The sequence below is a fragment of the Thermococcus alcaliphilus genome (assembly GCF_024054535.1).
In the GTDB taxonomy this organism is placed as follows: domain Archaea; phylum Methanobacteriota_B; class Thermococci; order Thermococcales; family Thermococcaceae; genus Thermococcus_A; species Thermococcus_A alcaliphilus.
In genome coordinates this window covers 22,680-46,229 of sequence record NZ_JAMXLV010000023.1, presented here as the reverse complement: position 1 = coordinate 46,229, position 23,550 = coordinate 22,680, and the positions used below count along the sequence as shown (strand labels likewise).

The window sequence follows — 23,550 nt, the reverse complement described above, 5'->3', positions numbered from 1 at the left end:
ATCAGCAATCAAGGTGGTAAAAAATGAAGAGCTTAGAGATATTAAGAACCAAAAGTGAAAAAATGATACAACCCTGGGAGAGTGTATCTTCTATTGCTGTTCTGGTGACTTACTACCATCATCATTGACTATTCTGGAAAGTGTGTACTCCAATATCAATTAGCTGAAGAGATTTTAAACCAAAAGCTTTTGGAGGGGCTATTGTGAGGAAGGATATATTTTCCGAATCAGAGAGACTAGCGAATATTGCCAAGTATTTAAGGAGGACATTTGAGCTTTGGGGGTATAAGGAGATATTCCTGCCAACAATAGAGGAATTCAATAGAGAACTCAGGAAAGGCACAAAGTTCTCATACAACAATGAATTTTACATTATAAAACCCGATTTGACGTCGCAGATTCTGGTGAATCTGAAAGCTCCCAAAAAGCTTAAGCTTTATTACATCAGCGAGGTTCTAGATGGAGGCGTTAAAGGGGAATGGCAGGCCGGTGTTGAGTACATTGGAGGAGACATCACAAAAATGGCGGTGGAGGTTCTGCTAACGGTTATAACATCCCTCGAAGCACTCGGGATTGAAGATTTTTACATTGATGTTGGCAGTTTGGGAATGTGGAAGAATGCCATTAAAGGGATTGAAGAATTTGAAACAGAAGTATTCAAGGCCCTAACAAGTAGAAATTTTGAAATCATTGAAAAACTCCCCATAAACAAGAAGAAAAAAGAAGAACTCTGGCGTTTATTTAATTTCAGAGGAAAAAGTTGCGAATATGAGAAGCTCAACAAAATCATCGAGATAATTGACGATGAAAGGATCTTCATAGACTTCGGAACAATAAGACCTCTACCCTACTACAGCGACATAATCTTTGAAGTTTATTCATCTAAGCTCGGCAAGCCCCTAGGTGGGGGAGGAGAGTACATCTTCAAAGGAACTAGTGCCTTTGGATTTGCTTTTGACCTGAGCGCGCTTTCAAAACTTGCCGGAGGGAAACTCGAGAAGAGCAGAAAAAAGATTGGTGGAGATCTCCAGAAAGCGTACAGACTTGCAAGAAGGCTCGTTAAGCTTGGCGTCCCAGTGGAGGTGGAAGAATGAGATTTGTTCTTCCTAAAGGCCGATTGCTTAGTGGTTCACTTGAAATTTTGAAAAAAGCCGGAATTAGACTAGAAACACCAAAAAACAGAGAACTAATAGTAAAAAATGGCGGATATGAACTTCTTTTAGCTAGATCTTTCGATGTTCCAGTATATGTGGAACATGGGATAGATGTAGGTATAGCTGGAAGCGACGTGGTTGAAGAGAGGGGAAGTGACGTGCTCGTTCCACTTGAACTACCTTTTGGAAAGTGTCGCTTAAGTTTGGCAATGCCTAAAGACAACGTAGTTGATGTTGAGGAAATGGACGGGTTCAGAATCGCCACCAAATACCCAAATCTCACGAAAAGATTCTTCGAGAAAAAAGGAATTGAAGTCGAAGTGATAAAGCTCCACGGAAGTATTGAGCTCGCCCCAAGAATCGGGATTGCAGATGCTATTGTTGATATTGTTGAGACAGGCAATACATTGAAAGCAAATAACCTGATCGAGATAGAGAAGATTATGGATGTTTCTGCTCTCCTTTTGGTTAACAGAATATCACAAAAAACAAAGTTTGAGGAGGTTAACAAGCTTGTTTTAAAAATTAAGGAGGTCATTAAAAATGGATCTTGAATTAGAAAGCTACGTAGCCGAGATCTTAAGAGATATCAGGGAAAGAGGCGTTGAAGCTGTTAGAGAATATTCAAAAAAGTTCGATGGATACGATGGAGAATTTCGTGTAAGTGAAGAGGAATTTGACGAGGCAGAAAAGCAAATTCCAGAGAGGGATAAAGAGATCATTAAGCGCATAATAGAAAGAATTTGGGAGTATCACGCAAGACAAAAAGAAAAGGACGAGCTTTACATAAGAAATGCATCAATTTACGGGATAATTTATAGACCTATCAGGAGAATAGGAATCTATGTTCCAGGAGGAAAGCCATTACCTTCAACGCTTATGATGATTGGTGTGCCGGCAAAGATAGCCGGAGTTAAAGAGATAGTCGTTACAACACCGCCTAAAGATGGCAAAGTTGATCCTTATGTGCTATACATCGCAGAGATTCTTGATATTAAAGAGGTTTACAAGCTTGGAGGCATTCAAGCGATTGGGGCAATGGCTTATGGAATCGGCATGAAGAAGGTAGATAAAATCTTCGGTCCGGGCAACAAGTTCGTAAATGAAGCAAAGAGGCAAGTTTTTGGTATTGTAGGGATAGATAGCTTAGCTGGGCCATCGGAAATAGCTGTCATAGCAGACGAAACCGCAAAGAAAGAGTATGTGTTGTATGATCTACTTTCCCAACTTGAACACGGAAAAGACTCGAAAGCCTGGCTTTTGACAACTTCAAAAGAGCTCGCAGAATACTGTAATGTGGAAGGAATTGAAGTTGTTCTATGTGAGAGCCTAGAAGAATGCGCCAAAAAAGCCAACGAAATAGCTCCAGAGCACTTAGAGATACTCACAAAGGAGCCTATGAAGCTGGTAGAGCTGATAGAAAATGCGGGAGCCATATATTTGGGAGAATACACCCCCGTGCCGGCAGCAGATTATTTCCTTGGAGTTAACCACGTCTTACCAACTGGAGGAACAGCAAGGTTTAGTGGAGTTTTAACAGTGATGGATTTCATGAAAAAGATTAGCTTAGCATACGTCAGCAGAGAGGAGTTCTTGAGGGAGAGATACTTGGGAATTCGTCTAGCTGAAATTGAGGGCCTTGAAATGCACAAGAAATCAATGGAGGTAAGAAAATGAAACGAAAAACACGAGAAACTGACATAACCGTAGAGATTGGCATTGAAGGAAGCATAAACACTGGAGACAGGGTATTCGACCACCTCCTCACCGCTTTATTCTTTTACATGGAAGAGAACGTCAACATCAGGGCCACTTATGATTTAAGACACCACTTGTGGGAGGATTTAGGCATAGTGTTGGGGGAAGAACTTAGAGAGAAGATCAGAAACAAAAAGATAACACGCTTTGGGAACGCAATAATGCCAATGGATGATGCATTAGTTCTCATTGCAGTTGATATTTCAAGACCATACCTCAATCTTGAACTTGATCTCAAGGAAAATGAAGAGGGCTTTGAGCTAACCTTAGTGAGGGAGTTTCTTTGGGCCCTAGCGAGGACTCTTGGTGCCACAATACATGTGAAGCAATTGAGCGGAATTAATGCCCACCATATAATAGAAGCGACCTTTAAGGGACTGGGAGTTGCTCTAAAGCAGGCCCTGAGTCAGAGCAAGCGCTTAAAGAGCACAAAAGGGGTGTTAAGACGATAACAATAATTGATCTTGGCATAGGAAACTTAGCCAACGTGAGAAAGGCCTTGGGTGGGAAAATAACAAACGATCCCTACGAGATAGAGAAGGCCGAGAAAATAGTCCTCCCCGGTGTTGGAAATTTTGGAGCAGTGATGGAGAAGCTTGAGCCACTACGGGGAGCTATCATAGATGGTATAAACGAAGGGAAGCCATTCCTCGGGATATGTCTTGGACTCCAGTTACTCTTTGAGTGGAGCGAAGAGAGTGAAGGAAAGGGGTTGGGGATATTCAAAGGTAACATTGTGAGGTTTAGAGGAGTTAGAACACCGCACATCGGCTGGAACCAGGTGTGGCAGAAAAAAGATTGTCCCCTGTTTGAGGGAATAAAGGATGGAGCTTACTTTTACTTTGTCCACTCTTACTATGCAAATCCCGAGAACAGAGACATAGTTACCGGCGTTACAGATTATCAATCGAAAGGAAGGGAGATAGTTTTCCCATCAGCAGTCTGGAGAGATAACGTCTTTGGTGTTCAGTTCCATCCAGAGAAATCAGGCAAAGTTGGCCTAAAGCTTTTGAGAAACTTCAGGAGGCTTTGATATGGAGGTATACCCTGCTATTGACATCATGAGCGGAAAGGCCGTCCGCCTTTACAAAGGAAGAAAGGAGAATGTAAAAGTTTATGGCAATCCCGTAGAGATTGCCGAAAGATTTGCGAATTATGTTGACAAAATACATATTGTCGACTTAGATGGGGCTTTTACAGGGAACCCACAAAATCTCGACGTTGTTAAGGAAATAATAGATAAAACCGGTATGAAAGTTCAAATTGGAGGCGGCTTCAGGAGTTATGAAAGCATTGCAAAAGCTTACAAGATTGGAGTTGAGAACGTTATAATCGGCACTAAAGCCTTTGACACGGAATTTTTGGAAAAAGTAGTTCGAGATTTCGATGGTATAACCGTTAGTTTAGACGCAAGAGGTGGAAAAATCGTTTTGAAGGGATGGGTGGAGGAGAGTTCATTAAAAGTCGAAGAAGCGTATGAGATGCTCAAGGATTACATTGACAGATTTATCTACACAGCGACTGAAAAAGACGGCACTTTAACTGGGATAGGGAACATAAAACGATTTTGGGGGAAAGAAGAGTTCATATACGCTGGAGGGGTTTCAAGCATAGATGATATTTTGAAACTTAAAGGCACAGGATTTTCGGGCGTAATTATCGGAAAGGCCCTTTATGAAGGCAAAATTAAATTACAAGAGGTGCTGGAGGCTTTAAAATGTTAGCTAAAAGAGTTATAGCCGCATTAGATATAAAAAATGGTAGAGTTGTCAAGGGGATAAAATTCAAGAACATTAGGGATGCAGGCGATCCAATAGAACTTGCCAAGAGGTATGAAGAAGAGGGAATAGATGAGATAGTCTTTTTGGATATTACAGCTTCGTTTGAAAAGAGGAAAATTCTTTTGGAGCTAGTTAAGAGCATAGCTGAAGAAATTTATGTTCCCTTTACTGTAGGTGGTGGAATTAAAAGCGTCGATGAGATTAAGGAGATCATCAAAAATGGAGCAGATAAGGTTTTTCTTAATACTGCCGCTGTTGACAACCCAATGCTCATAGAAGAGGCTGCAAGGATCGTTGGTTCTGCAAATTTAGTTATAGCGATTGATGCAAAGTGGAACGGTAAATACTGGGAAGTCCACACACACGGTGGAAGAAAGCCGAGGGGAATTGATGCTATAAAGTGGGCAAAGGAAGTCGAAAATTTCGGGGCCGGTGAAATCCTACTCACGAGTATGGACACAGATGGGACTCAACAGGGCTTTGACATTCCATTAACTAAGGCCATTGTTGATGCCGTTGATATACCTGTTATCGCTTCTGGTGGAGCAGGAAAACCAGAGCACTTTTACGAGGCATTTAAAATCGGCGCAAGTGCTGCTTTAGCCGCATCAATATTCCACTATGAGAAATACACTGTTAGAGAACTAAAAGAGTACCTTGCCAAAAAGGGCATTCCTATAAGACTAGAGTGATGGAAAATGAAGAGACTTCTCGAAAAAGTTGATTGGAAAAAGAACAACGGCGTTGTCCCAGTAATCGTCCAAGACACTAAAGGAGAAGTATTAACATTAGCATATATGAACAAAGAAGCCTTGGAAAAGACAATTAAGACAGGATACGCCCACTACTATTCAAGAAGTCAGAAAAGGATTCGAATGAAAGGTGAGATTAGCGGAAACGTTCAAAAAGTACGAGAGGTAAGAATAGACTGCGATAACGATGCTTTACTCTTAATTGTTGAGCAAGTTGGCGTTGCATGTCACACAGGGAACTACTCATGCTTCTATCGTAAACTTGGTGAACCCGAAAAAACTGAGAAAGAGATAGATTATTCTCTCACGATCCTAAGAGAACTTGAGGAGCTCATAAAAGAACGCAAGAAGGCTCCAAAAGAGAAATCCTACACTTCCTTGTTATTTAAAGAAGGAAAAGAGAAGATATACAAAAAGTTCGGGGAAGAGGCTATAGAAGTTTTAGTAGCCGATAAAAGAGAGAATATAATCTATGAAACAGCCGATTTACTTTATCATTTACTTGTTTTACTTGCCTACAATGAAATAAGCTTGGGAGAAGTGATGAACGAGCTGAGGAGGCGTAGGAAATGAAGATTAGAGAGATGGTTAAAACTTTCAAACCATACAAAGTGATTGAAGGAAACTACAGAATCTGGCTCGATAAAAATGAAAATCCATTTGACCTACCAGATGAAATAAAGGATGAGATCTTCGAGAAGCTTAGAAAAACTCCTTTTAACCGCTATCCCCACATAACGTCAATGCCCCTTAGAGAAAAAATTGCAGAATTTTATGGACTCAGCCCGAGGAATGTCGCTGTAGGCAATGGGAGCGATGAACTCTTGGACTATTTAATAAAAATTTTTGAGGGGGATTACATAATCACTACCCCTCCCACATTCGGCATGTACTACTTTTATGCAAAGCTGGAGGGGATTCCAATTGTTGAGGTACCCCTCAACGAACAGTTTCTAATAAACGGCGAGGAGATCGCGAAAAAAGCCAAAAAAGCAAGTATTATTTTCATAACCTCCCCGAACAATCCTACTGGGAACAGTCAGCCAAGAGAAGAAATTTTGAAAGTCCTCGACAGTGGAGCCCCCGTTGTTATAGATGAAGCGTATGCAGAGTTTTCAAAGGAAAACTGCGTCGATCTATTGGATGAGTACAATAATCTACTAATCCTCCGGACTTTTTCAAAGGCCTTTGGCCTGGCAGGAATAAGGTTAGGTTATCTGCTAGCCGATACAGAAATTATTGACGCACTGTACAGAATAAAGCCACCGTTTGGTGTAAACTCCTTAAGCATGATAGCAGCAATGGTGATGCTGGATCATTACAATGTGATCGAAGAGAGAGTAAAATACATAGTTAGAGAACGCGAAAGACTCTATAAAAAATTTAAGGAGTATGCATATCCAAGCGACGCGAACTTCCTTTTGATGAGACTTAATGCTTACGAATTCTTGCTTGAAAGGGGGATTGTAGTAAGAAAACTTGAGGGAAGACTTCAGGGGCACATAAGAGTTACCGTGGGTAGAAAGGAAGAGAATGAAGAGCTAATAAAAGCGCTGGAGGAGTTCCTTGATGTGGCTAATATTTGACATCGATGGTGTTTTAATTGATGTGAGGGAAAGCTACGACTTAGCAACTAAATTCACTGCCGAGCACTTCCTAAAATTTTTTGGAAAAAACATTGAGGTAGAATTAGAGTTAATAAGGAATCTCCGGAAAAAAGGAGCTTTTGGAGACGACTTTAAAGTCAGTGAAGCTCTAATAATCGGTGCATTAACCGGGGATCTAAGAAAATTCGTGCAAGACTTTCCAGCAGGAACTGGCATAGAATGGGTCAGAGAAACTTTTGGAATTATGATAGACCCAAAAAGCATCGAGAGAGTTTTTAACACATTCTATCTCGGTGAAATGTATGAGAATAGAGTCTTTGAGTTTGAAGGGCTCTGGAAGAAGGAGAAACCAATAGTAAGGAAAGAACTTTTAGAAAAAGCTAGTGAGCGATTTAAGATTGGAGTTGTAACAGGGAGAAGTGCGTTAGAGCTTAGGTTAGCAGAGACAATACTCGATTTTCGTTTTGAAAATGCTGTAACAAGAGAGCTCTACACCAAACCAGATCCAAGAAGTCTATGGCATCTACCAAAAGGTGAAGAAGGAATTTACATTGGTGACACAGTAAACGACGGCCTTTTAGTAGAGAATTACAAGAAAACATATGGAAAAGACTTTGACTTTCTTATGGTAGGACAAGATGTTAGAGATGTAAATGAAGCTATAGAGAGGCTTTTAGATATTCGCTAGCTCCCCTAATGCTGTTTCTAATATTTTTATGCTCGCTATGTATTCCTCCAAGTTCAAACGTTCGTAAGGAGTATGATCCAATCTTGAATCTCCCGGTCCATAGGCAACGGCATCAACTCCAAATTTAGGAGCAAGGATATTCATGTCCGCCGTCCCCAATTTTCTCTTCAATCTTGGCTTTGCACCATTTTTTCGTATGGCCCTAACAAAAGCCCGGACTAATAAACTACGAGGAGATACCTCATAGGCAGGTACGAAATCCAGAATCTCACCTTTAATTGAAGGCTCGTAATTAGGTGGTGTTCTTATATTCACAATCATCTCTCCATAAAAGTCAAAATCCCTCTCGTAAGCGTTAAACGTCAAGATTCTCCCGCTGGGATTATCAAAGCCTTCGCCAAAGTCCTTGCTAAGCTCCAGCCATGTGTCAATCAATTTTTCTGCGGCACCTTTTGAGCTTAGACTTCCATGGAACTTCTCTACTTTTTCAACGAACTTCATGGTCAAACTTCCCCTATATCCAATTGTAACACCTTCAAATCCGCTGGGTTCTCCGATAATTATGAAGTCTGGCTTTGGAATTTCCAAATTTTTAGCTCCGAGAGAGTATCTCTCTTCGTCCACCAAACCTGCAAAGATTAGATTTGCATCGCTTTCGAGAAAGGCAAAAAAGAAAGCCGCCAATGGACCTTTAGCATCAACGCTCCCCCTCCCCCATAGGTAGTTGTCCTCTATTCTAATGGGGATATACCCCCTAACAGTATCCATATGTCCTGCCAAGAGTATTCTCTTACCCTTCCCACTTTTTTCAGCTATAACATTCCCCACTTCGTCAATGTACGCCTCGACGCCGAAGCTTTCAAATGACTCTAATAAAAATTTTGCAACTTTTTCCTCTTCTCCGCTTGGGCTGTAGATGCTCACAAGTTCTCTTAGGAATTCAATTTTTTCTTCTTCACTGATTTCCATTCAAAGCACCCTCTATGGTCTCTTTAACCCAGAGCATCTGCTCTTTTGTGATTATTAATGGAGGCAAAAGCCTGATTACTCTGCTTCCAGCAGTGTTTACAAGTAAGCCTTTTCCCTGAAGCATTTCTACGTATTTCCCCGCGCTCTCTCTCAAGAGAATTCCAAGCATTAACCCCTTGCCCCTTGTCATTATTACTTTATCCCCAGTCACAGTTATACTCTTTTCTGAAGCCTTTTCTATGAGCTTCTCCTCCCTTAGGATTCTCAATGTTGTCGCCATTGCTTTACACGCCAGAGGATTTCCCCCGAAAGTTGAGCCATGCTTTCCTCTAGGCACATCAAAGTTAGTCAGCGTTACTCCTATTGGGATGCCGTTCGCAAGTCCTTTACCCATAGTGACCATATCGGGCTGGACGTTATAGTGCTCAATTGCAAGGAACTTCCCGGTTCTAAAAGCACTTTGAACTTCGTCCACTATAAGCAATGCATCATTTTCTTCTGTTAGGTCTCTCAAAGTCTTAATAAATTCTTCTTTAGCCGGCACAATACCTCCTTCCCCTTGAATCGGCTCAACTATCACCGCAGCAGTCTCTTTTGTTATTGCTTCTTTTGCGGCTTCAACGTTGTTGAAAGGTATGTGTTTAAACCCCGGTACGAGCGGTCCAAAGCCTTCTCTATATTTTTTCTTCCAGGTCGCACTTAGAGAGCCAAATGTCCTCCCGTGAAATGCTTTCGTCATCGCAATTATTTCTTTCTTGCCGGTGTAAAAGCGCGCAAACTTCAAAGCCGCTTCAACTGCTTCCGTGCCGGAGTTTCCGAAGTATGCATACTCAAAACTGACAAACCTTGAAAGCTCCTCGAGGGCTTCTTCTTTTTCCTCGTGATTGAACATTGGACCTGCAACCACAAGCTTCTCCATCTGCTCTGCTATTATACTTGCCAACCTTTCGTTTGAGTGACCTAGTATTGCCACACCAATTCCTGCTATAGCGTCAAGGTATCTATTCCCCTCTTCGTCCCAGACGTATACTCCCTTTCCCCTAACAAGTTTCAGCCTCTTTTTGTAAAGGCTCATCTCCTTCATTCAATCACCGTCCTGCCGTTAAATCCCTGAATGATCACTCTTTTAATACCGCTCTCGACAGATTTTTTAGCCATTAGCAGTTTTCTCTTCATCCCTCCTCCTGCAAACGGCATGAACTCTTCAATTTTGTTAGTCTTAATGCTCCTAACTATCTCCCCATTAACTAAGAACGCTGTATCAGTCAAAAACACAAGCTCCTCTGCCTTTAGGCTTAGAGCTACTTCATAAGCGAGCTTATCCCCATCTATATTTAAAGGCTCGAAGGTTTCACTCATTGCTATTGGGGCTATAACAGGAACTCCGATTCTAATGAGCTCTTTTAAGGCCTCGACATTAACCTCTTTAATGATACCCGAATAATCATCCCTTATAGCAACTTTTTTTCCGTTAATTATAGCCTTAACAAGTTTTTTCCTTTCGGCTTTTATGAGGCCCAAATCAAGCCCACTTACCCCCACAGCGTTAATCCCCTGACTCTGAAGGAAAGAAACTATCCTTTTATTGGCCTTCATTATGGCCATGAGGTAAACTTCTATGACCTCCTTTGGGGTGTACCTAAATTCCACCCCAGAAGGACTTTTAAGCCATGTAACTTCTATCCCCATTTTTTCAGAAAGCTCATTAACGTAATCCGAGCCGCCGTGAGCTATTACGTCGCCCACAATGGCACTCTCAAAGCGCTCAAGGTTATCCAAAACTGCACCTCCGATTTTAACGACCCTCATTTCTCTTCACCTTTTCAAATGGGATACACTGGCAGATAGTTCAGCCCCATTGTTTCGTCCAACCCAAAAGCTATGTTCATGTTTTGTACAGCCTGCCCGGCACCGCCTTTGATCAGATTGTCTAACGCGGAAAATAGTATAACCCTCTGGTTCTCTTCGTCATAAACAAAACCTATGTCTACGAGATTGCTCCCTATTACATACTTTGGATCGGGCAACCTCTGCATTCCCCCTCTCTCTTTAACAATTCTTATGAACGGCTCCCCTAGATAGCGGAAAAACCTCCTGTAGAGTTCTTTTTCGCTTGTATCCATCTTGAAGTGAATTGTTGCTAAAAGTCCCCTTACCAAGTCAACGGAGTGAACCGTGAATTGAGCTTTTACATTAGTTTCCTGGATTACCTCGGCTTCATGCCTATGGTGGAACGGTTTGTAAACCCTAACCACGTGGGATCTTTCGGGATGAATGCTTGCGACATTTTCCCTTCTTCCCCCGGCACTTGAGCTGACTTTTAAATCTACTATTGCCTCGTCAACATACCCCTTAAACGGATATAAAGCCAGGATAGCTGCAGTAGCATTGCAACCTGGATTCGCTATCAGCTCAGCTTTTTTGATCTCTTCTCTGTGAATCTCAGGCAACCCGTAAACGAACTCATCTATAAGCTCTGGGAGCATGTGCTCCCCGTAGTACTTCCTGTAAAGATCCGGACGTACTCTAAAATCTGCACTCAGGTCAATTATTTTCGCACCCCCAAGGAATTCGTTAATGATCTTCATGGATTCTCCGTGAGGAACTGCTAAAAATATAACATCCGCATCGAAGTTGTATTTATCCGTAAAGCGCAAATTTAAACCTCTGAGATTTGGGTGAACTTTATGAACTTTTTTTCCGGCATGTTTTCGTGAAGTTATTGCTACTATTTCAACCTCGGGGTGCATTGCTAAGAGTCTGACAAGTTCCCCACCGATATAACCGCTTGCACCAACAACTGCTGCTTTAATCATTTTTTAGCCACCTCAACCGCATACTCAACGATTTTTTGGGCAACATTAACCCCTGTAACCCTAACGACGTTTTTGAACTCCATAGCGGGATTAACTTCATTTACTAGCAGACCTCTCTCGCTTTCAAAAATATCTATCGCAAGGGCGCCTTCACCGAATGCTTCCCATGCCTTGATGGAAATTTCCTTAACCTCCTCATCATCACACGGGATTGCCTTTCCGCCTCTGGCGGTGTTGGTGACCCAATGATCCGAATAGCGGTATATTGCAGTTACAAATTCCCCACCAATAACGTGGCTTCTAATGTCCCTCCCTGGCTTTTCCACGTATTCTTGGATGTAGTAAACCTTATGGAGCGGGTTTCCCATCCATGATTTGTGCTCTATGACGGCCTCAGCCGCATCTCTATCGTTTATCTTGCTTACCATCCTCCCCCAGCTTCCAAAAACCGGTTTTGTAACTACTGGATAACCGAGTTTTTCTACGGCTTTAAGAGCACTTTCTTTGTCGAATGCAGCTGCCCACTTTGGAACGGGAACTTTTTTGCTGAGCTTCAAAGTAGCAAAGAGCTTGTCACCTGCTTCGAGTATTATGTTAAATGGATTGACCGTTATAATCCCTGCCTCTTCAAAGAGCTTCGCCATGTACAGGGCTTTGAAATGGCTAACATTTCTTATTATCACTACGTCTAGATCAAAGATTTCTGGGAATATTGTTTCCCTATCGGGCAACATTAGAACCTCTCCAAATTCTTTCGCACTCTCTCTAAGCATTTTTTCTTCTTGTCGCATTATGGTGTACGTTATGCCGATTTTCATTGTCTTACCTCCAAAAAGAAAATAAACGAAGGATTACTCTCCCCAGTCTTCCTCAACTTCTGGAAGTTCTTCAAGTATCAGAGGGTCTGTGCTAACTACCTCAAGCTCTGAGCCGCATGTTGAGCACTCCACTATCTCGTGTAACTCTACCCCCTCAACTTCAATTTCCATACCACAAACCGGACACTCTACCATTCCAAACACCTCCGTTGTCTAACATTTGGAAAGATTTAAATTCTTTTTGTAATATTCATTTCTAAATTCTCAAATTATGTTGCAAATACAACATTATTTCGTGAACATAGTCGGAATAAAACTTATCCTTATCTCATCAGTCCAAACTTCATCCCATTCCAGAGGATCAATTTCAGACTCAATTTCCTCGATAACTCCTTCAACAACATCCCTTGTCATAGCAACTCCCCCCAAATCAGGTGTTAGACTACCTACTTTCACGTAACTTCTCACGGCATTCCAGATTTTCCAACCATCTAGGCCCAGATAGTCCAGAAGCATGGCACCGCTTAAGATAGCGCCAATGGGATTCGCTATTCCCTTCCCAGCTATGTCTGGTGCAGAGCCGTGAATGGGTTCGAATAGGGCGATGTCAATTCCATAGTTCCCCGAAGGGATAACCCCAATGCTTCTCGCATGAATAGCTGCCAAGTCTGAGAGAATGTCCCCGAAGAGGTTCTCTGTTAGGATTATCCCATGGTTCCATGGGTTTCTAACGAGGTCGATTGTAAAGGAATCCACGAGCCTTTCCCTAACGTCAATTCCCTCTTTTTCGGCCTCTCTGATAACTGTCTTCCTGAAAAAGCGATCTCCCATGAGAACGTTGGCTTTATGAACAAGGGTAATGAAGCTTTCTTTATTCTTTGCCAGCTCAACCGCAAATCTCGCTATTCTCCTTGAACCTTCCTCCGTTATAATTCTGAAATCAATAACCCTATCCTCCGTTGCTCTGAACATCCCTGAGTAAAGGCCTTCGCTGTTTTCTCTAACTACATAAATCTCCCTGCCATTCCACAGGTCTGGGATTATTCTGAGGTTAGCATAGAGCCCTAGTTCTTTTCTAAGTGTTAGAATCAGACTTTTATAGTTTGGAACGTTGAATGGAGTCGTTGTTGCTCCGAACAGTACAGCGTCCATTTTTCTTATCTCTTCTATATCCTCCCCCCTTATTGGAACTCCGTATCTTTCAAATACTCTAAATCCTCCTTCGAACTCGACAAATTCTATCCTGTCGGTTACAGCCTCTATGACTTTCATCGCAGCCTCTGTTACTTCAATGCCAATGCCGTCTCCTTTGATTACCGCTACTCTATGCACAAGTCATCCCTCCCCCTCACGTAATTTATTATCCCGCCTTCCATAACTATTGCAAATAGGAAGTCATCTAACGGCTCAAATCTTCTCGATTCATCGTCTTTTCTTACGATCCCGCTTCTCCAGTCTACCTCGATTTCATCTCCATCGTTCAGCCACTCTGTGTCCCCGATCAGGAGAGGGATACCTAGATTAATGCAATTTCTGTAAAATATTCTTCCAAAGGACTTCGCTATAATCCCACTTATCCCAGAGGCCTTTAGGGCCAAAGCAGCTGACTCTCTGGAAGAGCCAATTCCAAAGTTCCTCCCCGCGACTATTACATCGCCCGGTTTGACGTTTTGGGAAAACTCCGGCCTAACTTCTATGAATGCTATTTTTGCAAGCTCTTGCGGGTCTTTAGTGAGGTTATATCTTCCCGGAGTTATTTCGTCCGTGGAGATGTTATCCCCAAATTTCCATACCCTCATAGTGCATCCTCCGGATTCGTTATTTCCCCATAAATCGCACTTACTGCCGCAGTAAGAGGACTGGCGAGGTATATCTCAGCATTTGGAGAGCCCATCCTCCCTCTGAAGTTCCTGTTAGTGGTACTTAGAATAACCTCCCCATCTCCAGCAACTCCCATGTGTCTTCCCAAGCATGGTCCGCAGCCAGGAGGAAGAACTGTAACTCCCGCCTCCATGAGCGTCTCTAGAATTCCTTCTCGTATCATCTGGAAATAGACCCTCCTTGATGCGGGGCTTACGAACGTTCTGACACTAACTTGCTCGCCTTTGAGAACCTCTGCCACTTTTCTAAGGTGTTCAAGCCTTCCATTTGTGCATGAGCCTATGAACACCTGATCAATTTTTCTTCTAACTCTGTTAGCTCTCTCTGTGTTCCCTGGATGGTGGGGTAGAGCCACCAATGGCTCAATCTGGTCGAGTTCTATTGTGATCTCCTTTACGTATTCGCCGTCTCCAACAAATGTGTCGTTATCAAAAACAGCAGTTTTTGCATTCGTCTCTACACTAAAGTTCGTTATGGTCATTCTTTCGTCAACTGAAAGTCCGAAACCCCCAAAGAACTCCAAGGCTTTGTAGTTCATATCTACGTCACGTAGCAGTCCAATTACGTGAAGCATAGCGTCCATTGCCATTGTGTATTTTGAGAGTGTTCCCTCCAAGTTCACCCTAACGCTTTTTGGAACTTTCAGCCACGTTTTGCCCAATCCTAGCGCTATAGCTGTATCTGTCGCCCCCATTCCGATCGCAAAAACCCCGAAGGCGCCTAAAGTTGGTGTGTGGGAGTCCGCTCCAATAACTATCTTTGCCCCATCCAGAAGGCCTTCTTCTGGAACAACCTGGTGGGAGATGCCATAACCTTCAAGTACTCTAATCCCCTGTTCTCTTGCGAATTCCCTTATTTCCCTCTGCAGGTTTGCCACTTTTGTTGTTGGTGCTGGGTAAACGTGATCAAAGAAAATAAAAGTCCTATTGGGCTTTTTCACCCTTGTAAACATTTTTTTGAAGGATTCAATGATAAGGGGCATCGTGCCATCGTGGGCGTATACTAGGTCAACTTCTCTAACTACCGTTTCTCCCGCCCTTGCATTTAACAGCTCTTCCACTATCGTCATTCGATTCCCCTCATTTTTCTTGCCTCTTCAAAGAGTCTTTCCACTGTAAAAGGCTCTTGTGAGGTTTTTAGGAGGCCAAGCAATTTCTCAGCAAGCTTATCATCCTCAATGCCCGTCTGCCTCAAGTAGAACCTTATTGAGTCTTTTCCTGCGTATTTGTCCAAGTAGATTTCCCTTTTTCTTCCAAAGAGTTCTGCCGGTAGAAATTCGTAAAATAATGGGTCTTTGATTACTGCGGACACGTGCAAACCGGCTTTGTGTATAAAGGCATTTCTGCCAACTATGGGATAATTGTTCTGCACTCTGATCCCTGTGATTTCCTGAATCAACTGACTTAGCTCGTAGAGCATGTCGAGCCTATAGCGGCGTACTCCGTAGTGGTGATAGAGAATGGTCGAAATCTGGGCTAAATCTACTATTCCTGTCCTTTCTCCGATCCCATTTATGGTAGCATCCACAAGCGTTGCTCCTGCTTCAATTCCCATTATTGCATTTGCTAGAGCTAATCCCAAGTCGTTGTGGCAGTGAAGGTTTGTTGGAATGCCGAAGTCAACTACTCTCCTAACGAGCTCATAGAAGTAGAGCGGATGAGCACTTCCACTTGTATCTGCAACACTTACTCTATCAACGTTTATCTCTTTTGCTAGCCTAAGCACCCTTTCGAGATTCTGCCATTCCGTTCTTGTGGTGTCTTCGGGAGTAAGGCGTACCTTCAACCCATGATCCTTGGCGTAAAGAACGGTGTTCTCAATTCTCTCCAGTGCCTGCTCGAGGGTTATGTTAAATCGCTTTTGCAGGCATGAATTAGAGACACACAAGAAAATTCCTATCCAGTCCACCTCTGTATCCAGAACAAGGTCTATATCTCTTTTCATCGCCCTCGAGTGTGCCAAGAGGTTTGCTTTTAGTCCCTGGCTTGCTATGGCCCTTATGCCTTCCATCACGTCTTGGCTTACCGCAGGGTGCCCAACTTCTATAAAATCGACTCCAAACTCATCTAAGGCTACCGCTATCCTCAATCTCTGCTCTGGATTAAAGTTGACTCCTGCTGATTGCTCTCCTTCTCTTAGAGTAGAATCTAAAATTTGAACCCTTCTTAATAGGCACCACCGAGTATAGGTTTGGTAAAGGGTATATAAATTTTTCGGAAAAATGCCGACATTCTCGAATAAGCTTTTAGATATCTTATGTTTTTGCAAAAATTTTTATATTATTTTCGAAAATTTCCGAAAAAATTTCTGATATTGAAAGGAGAGGTTACGAAACAAAAAGATGAGAATTGATAAATGTCAAAAGCCAAACAAGAACAGAACAACTAAAAATACTAAGAGGCACTCAAAGTTCAAAAGCTTGAATTACCTGTTTTACATGTTCCAGTGTATCTTCCGTCCTTACTTTTCCATAGTATTCACCCAGTTCTCTTATCTCAAAGTCGTTCTCTTTAGCCCAAGCAAAGGCTTTTGAAAGCTCGTAAGCCAAGTTTGCATCCAAGACAATTGGAACGTTTAAATCAACTGCAGTCCTCCTAATTTTATAGTCCTTGTCTTTTGCATAGCCCGAGGTCATTACCAAGTCAATCTTGCCGCCTTTCATTAGTTCTACGGCTTTCTCTTCATTTATTGACTTTTCGATGTCTAAAGTGCTTTCAAGCGTTAATACTTCGTATCCCAGAGAGCTAAGGGTTTTAGCAGCTTCACTCAGCTTGTCTTTTTCTTTCCCATAGCCGTAAACCAGCACACTCTTTTCGAGCATTTTGTTCGGCTTTGCTGAAAGCCAGCTTTTGAGCAGTGCATCCTCGAATTCACTACCAAGAGCAGCCACTTCCCCGGTAGAGCGCATCTCTGGGCCTAGGAAGGGATAGGCGTTTTGAAGCTGAGACCACGAGAATTGAGGGCTCTTGACGGCAAACGCTTTTGCTGGTATTTCATAGTATTTATAATCCTCTCCAATAGAGAGCTTTCCGTCAAAAACTGCTTGAGCTGCCAGTTCCATTAGGTTTATGCCCCTTGCTTTGCTCGAGAAGGGCATCGACCTGCTCGTCCTTAGGTTTAGTTCCAATACGTAAACGTCGTCGTTAACTAGGAACTGTATGTTAAATGGGCCCTTAATGCCCAAGGCCATGGCGAGTTCTAAGGCTATTTCCTGCATTTTTTCGACTTGATGGGGCTTTAAATAGCGATAAGGCGTTACCATCGTAGAATCCCCGCTATGTATCCCTGCTTTCTCTATGTGCTCTAAGGTAATCCCAATGACCCTTTTTCCATCTGAGACCCCATCTATCTCTGCCTCTATAGCATCGAAGAACTTCGAGATAACAACCGGATGCTCTGGAGACACTTTCGTCGCCAATGAGAGATATGCCCTGAGCTCATCCTCATTATAGGCAACTTTCATTGCGGTTCCGCTTAGAACGTAGCTAGGCCTCACTATGATCGGATACCCAACTTCTTCAGCAAACTTTAAGACGTCCTTAACGCTCTTGGCAATTGTCCAGGCAGGCTGCTTTATTCCCAGCTCTTCCAAGAGTTTAGAAAACTTTGCCCTGTTTTCAGCTATATCTACGTTCGTTCCTCTTGTCCCCAGAAGCTTAACCCCGCTCTGCTCAAGGGGTTTAGCAAGTGAGTTAGCAAGTTGACCTCCGGCAAACGCTACAACCCCCTTGGGCTTTTCAAAAGCGTAGATGTCCATAATCCTCTCGAGCGTTATCTCTTCAAAGTATAGCTTGTCATTAATGTCCCAATCGGTTGAAACTGTCTCTGGGTTGTAGTTAAGAACTATTACCTCATAATCCCTCCTCTTAGCTGCGTTTGCAAAGTTAACCACTGCCCAGTCAAACTCGACGGAGACACCTATTCTAAACACCCCAGCACCTAAGACTAAGATTTTTGGTTTTTCCCCGGGAAGGATATCGTTTTCTTGAGCATCATAAGTCATATAGAGATAGTTCGTTTTTGCAGGGAATTCACCGGCGAGAGTATCAATCTGTTTTACGAATATTTTCGGCTTCTTGAAATCCTTTAGCTTTTTGCTGACTAGCTTCTTTATTTGTTTATCACTGAAGCCGAGCTTTTTGGCCTCCTTTATGAGCTCCTCAGTCGGATTGGCTTTTAGCTCCTCTGCTATCCTAACTAGGTCTTCAATTATGTAAAGGTAAAAGCGGTCTATCCCAGTTAGAGTGTGAATTTCATCAGCTGTCGCCCCAAGCTTTAGTGCCTTAGCTATGTGCATGAGTATATAAGGTCGATGATTTTTTATCTTATCCATGACATCTCCCAGGGGTTCTTTCTCCTCATAATAATCCCCAATAAGCTCGTCTCCAATACCTACCATTCTAATTGCCTTCTGGAAAGCCTCGTGCAGGTTTCTTCCTATTGCCATTACCTCGCCAATACTCTTCATTTCAGAGCCTAACCTTTTATTTATGCCGTCAAACTTCTCCAAATCCCACCGGGGTATTTTAACGACCACATAGTCCAAGCTCGGCTCAAATGCTGCGGTAGTGGCTTTAGTTACACCGTTCAGGAGTTCATCCAAGGTATACCCTAAGGCGAGTTTTGCAGCAATGTACGCTAAGGGATAGCCAGTTGCCTTGCTTGCCAACGCAGATGAACGACTCATCCTTGGGTTTGTCTCTATAACGTAAAATTCCTCAGAATTTGGATTTAAAGCCAGCTGAACGTTGCACTCACCCACAAGACTTATGGCTTCAGCTACCTTTATTGCGGTATCCCTCAGAATTTGATACTCCTTGTTTGTTAGGGTTTGAGATGGAGCCACGACGATTGATTCACCAGTGTGAATTCCCATTGGATCAACATTCTCCAAGCATGCAACTGCAATGGTGTTCCCGTTTTTATCCCTCACAACTTCGAATTCTATTTCCTTCCAGTGGTGAAGGTACTTTTCGACTAATACTTCGCCTATTTCACTTTGAGCAAAGGCCCTCATTATGTAGTTCTCAAATTCCCTTCCGTTCCAAGCAATAAAGGAGCCCCTTCCTCCAAGATTAAAGCTCACCCTAACAATAACAGGAAAGCCAATTTTTTCCGCTATTTCAATGGCCTCCTCAATGCTCTTAGCTGCTCCACTAGGTGGTACGGGAAGACCTGCCTTTACCATGGTTTCTCTGAACTTTTCCCTATCTAATGCCTTTTCTATGCCTCCCACAGGTGTCCCAAGAACTTCAACCCCGTATTTCTGCAGTATACCAGCCTCATGGAGCTTCACACCTAAAGATAGAGCACTCTGCCCTCCAAATCCTAGCAAGATACCGTCCGGTTTCTCCTTCCTTATTACTTCTTCAACAAATTTGACATCTAACGGCAGGAGATAAACCTTATCAGCGAGTTCATGGCTTGTCTGGATTGTAGCAACGTTAGGATTGATTAAGATAGTCTCAATACCCTCCTCCCTAAGGGCCTTGAGTGCTTGACTGCCGCTATAGTCGAATTCAGCTGCCTCGCCGATTTTTATTGCCCCCGAGCCTAGAACCAAAACCTTAGATACCATGAGAATCACCTTTAATTAGCTTTGAGAAGAGATCGAAAACCCACGTAGAGTCCAGAGGTCCAGGAGAAGCCTCTGGATGGAACTGAGTTGCAATAATAGGCTTATTGGGATGATAAATACCCTCAACGCTTCCGTCATCTAGATTAATCATCCACACCTTAAATTCGTTTAAGCTATCGGGCTTTACAGCGTAGCCGTGGTTTTGAGTCGTAACAAAGGCTTTTCTAGTTTTTAGATCTTTTACGGGCTTGTTAATCCCCCTATGGCCATATTTAAGCTTGTAAATCTCTCCTCCATCAGCCAAGGCCAGTATCTGACTGCCTAAACATATTCCAAGTGTGGGCACGCTGTATTCAATTATTGCCTCTGCTTTTGCTATTAACCCCTCTAAAACAGATGGATTCCCTGGACCATTGCTTAGAAGTATTCCTTCAGCATCGAACTCTTCAAAGGCTTGGATGGGATCATAAGTGCATGGCACCCTAATAACTTTGAACTTCCTTTTTAAGAGCTCCCTAAGTATGCCGTACTTAATCCCGCAGTCAATGACAACAACGGTTTTTTCATAGTCTTTAGGTTCGTGGATTATTGGTTTTTTTGGAGTAACTTCCTCAACAAAGTTCATTTTATCGTAATTTACCCTCCTGAGCTTCTCCATTATCTCTCCAAGTTCTTCCTTTTCGTAGTTACCCACCGCCAAGGCTCCCATCATAACCCCCGTCTCTCGAATCTTCTTTACCAGAGCCCTTGTATCCACCCCTTCTATGCCCGGGACTCCTTCCTTCTTAAGCCACTTTTCAAGGCTCATTTCACTTGCCCAATGGCTTGGCCGCATGAGCTTTGAAACTACGTATCCTTCAACTTGAATCTTATCAGATTCATAGTGAACCGGAATTCCGTTTTCCTTGATTTTCTTGCTCGGAACACCATAGTTTCCGATTAATGGATATGTCATAACCAGAATCTGCCCTTTGTAAGATGGATCTGTTAGTGATTCCGGATAACCAACCATTGACGTCGTGAAAACAACTTCCCCAAACTTAACCCCTTCAGCTCCAAAACCTTTACCCTCTATAATGGTTCCATCCTGCAACAGCAAGTAAGCTTTCACTCAAAATCCCCCTCTATTGCTTTTAGCAAGCCATTTATCTTATTTAAATCATCTTCAATAATTTTTTCTGCAATACCTATGTACTCTTTGGTTTTCTCGGGATTTGGGGAACCCACAACAGGTTTTTTAATACCCTCCTTCAAGCTTACTTTGATGCCGTATTTTTCCCGAACCTTGTTGTAGAATTCCTCAGTACTTTTTGAGTCCCTCACGAGCCTTGCTATCTCTCCATAAACTTCCCTATACGGTCTTCCACTCTCCAAAGCAATCTTTTCGGCAATGTCTGTAGCTAAAATGGGAAATACCCTAGCATCCCTCAGCAAGTTCTCATTATTGACTTCGATTTTAGCGAAAAGATCGACAAAAATCCTGATGGTGGTGAGGGTTCCTTTTAGTATCTTTAAGGCATGCTTGTTTGCTTCCTGCATGTCCAAATTATACCCTGTTGGCAAACCTTTCAAGATAGTTAGCAATGCCACGAGATGGCCTATGCTCTCAGCTCCCCAAGCCCTAGCTATCTCCATAGTAACGGGGTTCTTCTTTTGAGGCATCATGCTGCTCGTTGCTAAATGCTCACTCGGGAATTTGAAGTAGTTAAACTGAGGTGTTGAAAAGACCACCATATCCTCCGCTATTCTTGAAAGGAATACTGAAAGATTCACGTTAATCGAACATACTATTCCCAAGAAATCCCTGTTGCTCGTTGCGTTTATGGTGTTGAAGACAATTCCCCCGAAAAAACCTTCTGCAAGCTTTTTCCTGTCCAAAGGTACGCTTGTTCCCCCCACGGCTCCTGCACCAAGAGGTGAAGCATCAACCACCTCAAGTGCGAAGAAGAGGGCTTTCGTGTATGTTGATAATGTTTCCTCTATGTAGCAGAGATAGTGGGCAAAAGTTGAGGGCTGTGCTGGTTGTAGATGGGTGAACGCGGGCATTACTGTGGTTAAATGGGCTTTAGCCTTTTCCAAGAGTACTTCCCTAAAAGTTATCAGGCTCATTATCTGTTCAATTAGAAGTTTTTTCGCCTTTAGCCTTAATGCGGAAGCTACATGGTCATTTCTGCTTTTTCCCAGCGCCAAATATCCTTCATCTTCTTTCAACTTTTCTTTAAGGTAAATTTCAATAGCTTCATGGATGTCCTCAGCTTCAATTTCAAACAACACCGAGGGGTTTTTGAGAAGGCTTTGTAATTCCTTCAATATTCTCTCTCCTTTTTCTTGGGGTACGACACCTTGGCAGAGCAGAGTCTTCACATGAGCTATTAGGCTCTCAATAACTTCCTCAACCAGTTCTTTATCCTCCTTCATTGAAGAGATGTAGGAAAGAATACCCGGATCTATATCGCCAAGCAGATTTTTCCTGTACATAGCACCACCTAACTAGCAACTTTTTCCGCTGCCTTCTTGCTCTCAAAATCCTTTAGCTTATGTTTGCTTGCTGTACTGTATGCCAAAACGCTCTGCATTCCAAAGAGCTCGATAAACCCTATGGCACGCTTTTGATCGTATTTGGATTTCTCATACGTTGCCAAGTCAAGGTCATATAATGCGTTTTGTGACTCCCTTCCAACAACAATGGCGTTTCCATTGTAGAGCTTCAATTTAACAGTACCACTAACATTTTTCTCTACTGCATCAACAAAGGCATCAAGTGCTTCCCTTAGAGGCTCAAACCAGAGGCCATTGTAAACAAGCCAAGCCCACTTGGAGTCTACTATTTCTTTGAACTCAAGAACCCACTTAGTAAGAACAAACTTTTCAAGGTCTTTGTGAGCCTTGATTAAGGTCACAGCAGCTGGGGCTTCATAGACTTCCCTACTCTTTATCCCAACTGTCCTGTCCTCAATGTGGTCTATCCTGCCAACACCGTGTTTTCCAGCTAAGAGATTTAAAGTTTCTATAAGTTCAACGAGACCCATTTCTTTTCCGTTTAATGCCACTGGAATTCCTTCTTCGAACTCAATAGTCACATATTCAGGCTTTTCTGGGGACTTTTCTGGTGAAAGAGTCCACTCAAAAACTTCTTCTGGAGGCTCTTCGGATGGATCTTCCAGTATTCCTCCCTCTATACTCCTGCCCCAAAGATTTTCGTCAATGCTGTAAATCTTCTCTTTAACTGGAATTCCATTTTTCTTTGCATATTCCATTTCCCAATCCCTAGTTAGTCCCCATTCCCTTACAGGAGCGACAATCTGAATTTCGGGGTAAAGCGCCTTAACCGCTAGGTCAAACCTTACTTGATCGTTTCCTTTTCCCGTGCAACCGTGGGCTACTGCATCTGCGTTTTCTTTTTTAGCTATTTCAACAATCTTTTCCGCTATTAACGGCCTTGCAAGTGCTGTAGCCAGTGGATAAGCGTCCTCGTAAAGGGCATTAAATTTGATAGCCTTAGTTAGGTAGTTCTTGGCAAACTCTTCCTTTGCGTCGATTGTATAGTGCTTTACTGCTCCCAATTTCAGGGCTTTCTCTTCAATTTTTTCGAAATCGTCCTTTTGCCCAACATCTACTGTAACTGTTATCACCTCGGCGTTCAGCTTTTCCTGCATCAGCTTAAGGATAACCGATGTATCCAAACCTCCAGAGTACGCTAAAACAACTCTCACGTAAATCACCAAGCGAAGATGAATAGAACAGCTTA

General features: G+C 42.7%; 24 protein-coding genes. 10 read left to right on the top strand and 14 right to left on the bottom strand.

Going from position 1 to position 23,550, the window contains the following annotated elements; all coding sequences use genetic code 11:
• The first annotated feature begins 203 nt into the window (after nt 1–203).
• The 10 genes from NF859_RS08855 to NF859_RS08810 are packed head-to-tail and all read left to right on the top strand — an operon-like array spanning nt 204 to nt 7,740.
• Nucleotides 204–1,094, top strand: coding sequence for an ATP phosphoribosyltransferase regulatory subunit (locus NF859_RS08855; protein ID WP_252743926.1), 891 nt, complete (start codon nt 204–206; stop codon nt 1,092–1,094).
• Nucleotides 1,091–1,708, top strand: a complete 618-nt coding sequence (hisG, locus tag NF859_RS08850) for an ATP phosphoribosyltransferase (protein WP_252743925.1) — start codon at nt 1,091–1,093, stop codon at nt 1,706–1,708. The genes NF859_RS08855 and hisG overlap by 4 nt, the downstream gene beginning before the upstream one ends.
• Complete coding sequence (gene hisD, locus NF859_RS08845) at nt 1,698–2,831, top strand: histidinol dehydrogenase (protein ID WP_252743924.1); 1,134 nt, start codon at nt 1,698–1,700, stop codon at nt 2,829–2,831. The genes hisG and hisD overlap by 11 nt, the downstream gene beginning before the upstream one ends.
• Nucleotides 2,828–3,364, top strand: coding sequence for an imidazoleglycerol-phosphate dehydratase HisB (hisB, locus tag NF859_RS08840; RefSeq protein WP_252743923.1), 537 nt, complete (start codon nt 2,828–2,830; stop codon nt 3,362–3,364). Before hisD ends, hisB begins: the two co-directional genes overlap by 4 nt.
• On the top strand, nt 3,361–3,945 hold the full coding sequence (gene hisH, locus NF859_RS08835; RefSeq protein ID WP_252744042.1) for an imidazole glycerol phosphate synthase subunit HisH: 585 nt from the start codon (nt 3,361–3,363) through the stop codon (nt 3,943–3,945). The genes hisB and hisH overlap by 4 nt, the downstream gene beginning before the upstream one ends.
• A 1-nt stretch (nt 3,946) precedes the next feature.
• A complete protein-coding gene (hisA, locus tag NF859_RS08830) occupies nt 3,947–4,636 on the top strand; it encodes a 1-(5-phosphoribosyl)-5-((5-phosphoribosylamino)methylideneamino)imidazole-4-carboxamide isomerase (RefSeq protein ID WP_252743922.1) in 690 nt (229 codons plus the stop codon).
• Nucleotides 4,630–5,385, top strand: coding sequence for an imidazole glycerol phosphate synthase subunit HisF (hisF, locus tag NF859_RS08825; RefSeq protein ID WP_252743921.1), 756 nt, complete (start codon nt 4,630–4,632; stop codon nt 5,383–5,385). The genes hisA and hisF overlap by 7 nt, the downstream gene beginning before the upstream one ends.
• Nucleotides 5,386–5,391: 6 nt before the next feature.
• A complete protein-coding gene (gene hisIE, locus NF859_RS08820) occupies nt 5,392–6,018 on the top strand; it encodes a bifunctional phosphoribosyl-AMP cyclohydrolase/phosphoribosyl-ATP diphosphatase HisIE (protein WP_252743920.1) in 627 nt (208 codons plus the stop codon).
• Nucleotides 6,015–7,031, top strand: a complete 1,017-nt coding sequence (gene hisC, locus NF859_RS08815) for a histidinol-phosphate transaminase (RefSeq protein ID WP_252743919.1) — start codon at nt 6,015–6,017, stop codon at nt 7,029–7,031. The genes hisIE and hisC overlap by 4 nt, the downstream gene beginning before the upstream one ends.
• Nucleotides 7,015–7,740 (top strand): HAD family hydrolase, encoded by a 726-nt coding sequence (locus NF859_RS08810; RefSeq protein ID WP_252743918.1) that lies wholly within the window; start codon nt 7,015–7,017, stop codon nt 7,738–7,740. Before hisC ends, NF859_RS08810 begins: the two co-directional genes overlap by 17 nt.
• Here the strand turns inward: NF859_RS08810 and NF859_RS08805 are convergent.
• From NF859_RS08805 to NF859_RS08740, 14 genes are all read right to left on the bottom strand, one after another.
• Nucleotides 7,726–8,709: a [LysW]-lysine hydrolase gene (locus tag NF859_RS08805; protein ID WP_252743917.1), complete on the bottom strand. Its 984-nt coding sequence runs from the start codon at nt 8,707–8,709 to the stop codon at nt 7,726–7,728. The genes NF859_RS08810 and NF859_RS08805 overlap by 15 nt on opposite strands.
• Entirely contained in the window at nt 8,696–9,784 is a 1,089-nt protein-coding gene (locus NF859_RS08800) for an acetylornithine/succinylornithine family transaminase (RefSeq protein ID WP_252744041.1), read from the bottom strand. Before NF859_RS08800 ends, NF859_RS08805 begins: the two co-directional genes overlap by 14 nt.
• A gap of 5 nt (nt 9,785–9,789) precedes the next feature.
• Nucleotides 9,790–10,518, bottom strand: a complete 729-nt coding sequence (locus NF859_RS08795) for a [LysW]-aminoadipate/[LysW]-glutamate kinase (protein WP_252743916.1) — start codon at nt 10,516–10,518, stop codon at nt 9,790–9,792.
• A 14-nt stretch (nt 10,519–10,532) separates the two neighbouring features.
• On the bottom strand, nt 10,533–11,525 hold the full coding sequence (argC, locus tag NF859_RS08790) for an N-acetyl-gamma-glutamyl-phosphate reductase (RefSeq protein WP_252743915.1): 993 nt from the start codon (nt 11,523–11,525) through the stop codon (nt 10,533–10,535).
• The gene (gene lysX / locus NF859_RS08785; RefSeq protein WP_252743914.1) at nt 11,522–12,343 is read right to left on the bottom strand and encodes a lysine biosynthesis protein LysX; all 822 of its coding nucleotides are present in this window, start codon (nt 12,341–12,343) and stop codon (nt 11,522–11,524) included. The genes argC and lysX overlap by 4 nt, the downstream gene beginning before the upstream one ends.
• Before the next feature lie 33 nt (nt 12,344–12,376).
• Nucleotides 12,377–12,538, bottom strand: coding sequence for a lysine biosynthesis protein LysW (gene lysW / locus NF859_RS08780; RefSeq protein ID WP_252743913.1), 162 nt, complete (start codon nt 12,536–12,538; stop codon nt 12,377–12,379).
• Nucleotides 12,539–12,631: 93 nt separating this feature from the next.
• Nucleotides 12,632–13,675: an isocitrate/isopropylmalate family dehydrogenase gene (locus NF859_RS08775; protein ID WP_252743912.1), complete on the bottom strand. Its 1,044-nt coding sequence runs from the start codon at nt 13,673–13,675 to the stop codon at nt 12,632–12,634.
• On the bottom strand, nt 13,663–14,142 hold the full coding sequence (locus NF859_RS08770) for a 3-isopropylmalate dehydratase small subunit (RefSeq protein WP_252743911.1): 480 nt from the start codon (nt 14,140–14,142) through the stop codon (nt 13,663–13,665). Before NF859_RS08770 ends, NF859_RS08775 begins: the two co-directional genes overlap by 13 nt.
• Nucleotides 14,139–15,293, bottom strand: coding sequence for a 3-isopropylmalate dehydratase large subunit (locus tag NF859_RS08765; protein WP_252743910.1), 1,155 nt, complete (start codon nt 15,291–15,293; stop codon nt 14,139–14,141). The genes NF859_RS08770 and NF859_RS08765 overlap by 4 nt, the downstream gene beginning before the upstream one ends.
• The gene (lysS, locus tag NF859_RS08760) at nt 15,290–16,378 is read right to left on the bottom strand and encodes a homocitrate synthase (RefSeq protein ID WP_252744040.1); all 1,089 of its coding nucleotides are present in this window, start codon (nt 16,376–16,378) and stop codon (nt 15,290–15,292) included. The genes NF859_RS08765 and lysS overlap by 4 nt, the downstream gene beginning before the upstream one ends.
• A 250-nt stretch (nt 16,379–16,628) precedes the next feature.
• Nucleotides 16,629–19,811, bottom strand: coding sequence for a carbamoyl-phosphate synthase (glutamine-hydrolyzing) large subunit (gene carB, locus NF859_RS08755; protein WP_252743909.1), 3,183 nt, complete (start codon nt 19,809–19,811; stop codon nt 16,629–16,631).
• Nucleotides 19,792–20,913 (bottom strand): glutamine-hydrolyzing carbamoyl-phosphate synthase small subunit, encoded by a 1,122-nt coding sequence (gene carA / locus NF859_RS08750; RefSeq protein WP_252743908.1) that lies wholly within the window; start codon nt 20,911–20,913, stop codon nt 19,792–19,794. Before carA ends, carB begins: the two co-directional genes overlap by 20 nt.
• Nucleotides 20,910–22,280, bottom strand: coding sequence for an argininosuccinate lyase (gene argH / locus NF859_RS08745; RefSeq protein ID WP_252743907.1), 1,371 nt, complete (start codon nt 22,278–22,280; stop codon nt 20,910–20,912). The genes carA and argH overlap by 4 nt, the downstream gene beginning before the upstream one ends.
• Before the next feature lie 8 nt (nt 22,281–22,288).
• Complete coding sequence (locus NF859_RS08740) at nt 22,289–23,539, bottom strand: argininosuccinate synthase (protein ID WP_353936096.1); 1,251 nt, start codon at nt 23,537–23,539, stop codon at nt 22,289–22,291.
• Nucleotides 23,540–23,550 lie beyond the last annotated feature (11 nt).

What these genes read in the sequence shown, in the direction of transcription:
- NF859_RS08765 (WP_252743910.1), bottom strand. Translation starts at nt 15,293, where the DNA reads ATGACGATAGTGGAAGAGCTGTTAAATGCAAGGGCGGGAGAAACGGTA.
- NF859_RS08795 (WP_252743916.1), bottom strand. Translation starts at nt 10,518, where the DNA reads ATGAGGGTCGTTAAAATCGGAGGTGCAGTTTTGGATAACCTTGAGCGC.
- hisIE (WP_252743920.1), top strand. Translation starts at nt 5,392, where the DNA reads ATGAAGAGACTTCTCGAAAAAGTTGATTGGAAAAAGAACAACGGCGTT.
- hisB (WP_252743923.1), top strand. Translation starts at nt 2,828, where the DNA reads ATGAAACGAAAAACACGAGAAACTGACATAACCGTAGAGATTGGCATT.
- NF859_RS08770 (WP_252743911.1), bottom strand. Translation starts at nt 14,142, where the DNA reads ATGAGGGTATGGAAATTTGGGGATAACATCTCCACGGACGAAATAACT.
- NF859_RS08800 (WP_252744041.1), bottom strand. Translation starts at nt 9,784, where the DNA reads ATGAGCCTTTACAAAAAGAGGCTGAAACTTGTTAGGGGAAAGGGAGTA.
- NF859_RS08805 (WP_252743917.1), bottom strand. Translation starts at nt 8,709, where the DNA reads ATGGAAATCAGTGAAGAAGAAAAAATTGAATTCCTAAGAGAACTTGTG.
- argH (WP_252743907.1), bottom strand. Translation starts at nt 22,280, where the DNA reads ATGTACAGGAAAAATCTGCTTGGCGATATAGATCCGGGTATTCTTTCC.
- hisC (WP_252743919.1), top strand. Translation starts at nt 6,015, where the DNA reads ATGAAGATTAGAGAGATGGTTAAAACTTTCAAACCATACAAAGTGATT.
- lysX (WP_252743914.1), bottom strand. Translation starts at nt 12,343, where the DNA reads ATGAAAATCGGCATAACGTACACCATAATGCGACAAGAAGAAAAAATG.
- hisF (WP_252743921.1), top strand. Translation starts at nt 4,630, where the DNA reads ATGTTAGCTAAAAGAGTTATAGCCGCATTAGATATAAAAAATGGTAGA.
- hisA (WP_252743922.1), top strand. Translation starts at nt 3,947, where the DNA reads ATGGAGGTATACCCTGCTATTGACATCATGAGCGGAAAGGCCGTCCGC.
- hisD (WP_252743924.1), top strand. Translation starts at nt 1,698, where the DNA reads ATGGATCTTGAATTAGAAAGCTACGTAGCCGAGATCTTAAGAGATATC.
- argC (WP_252743915.1), bottom strand. Translation starts at nt 11,525, where the DNA reads ATGATTAAAGCAGCAGTTGTTGGTGCAAGCGGTTATATCGGTGGGGAA.
- NF859_RS08810 (WP_252743918.1), top strand. Translation starts at nt 7,015, where the DNA reads ATGTGGCTAATATTTGACATCGATGGTGTTTTAATTGATGTGAGGGAA.
- hisG (WP_252743925.1), top strand. Translation starts at nt 1,091, where the DNA reads ATGAGATTTGTTCTTCCTAAAGGCCGATTGCTTAGTGGTTCACTTGAA.
- lysW (WP_252743913.1), bottom strand. Translation starts at nt 12,538, where the DNA reads ATGGTAGAGTGTCCGGTTTGTGGTATGGAAATTGAAGTTGAGGGGGTA.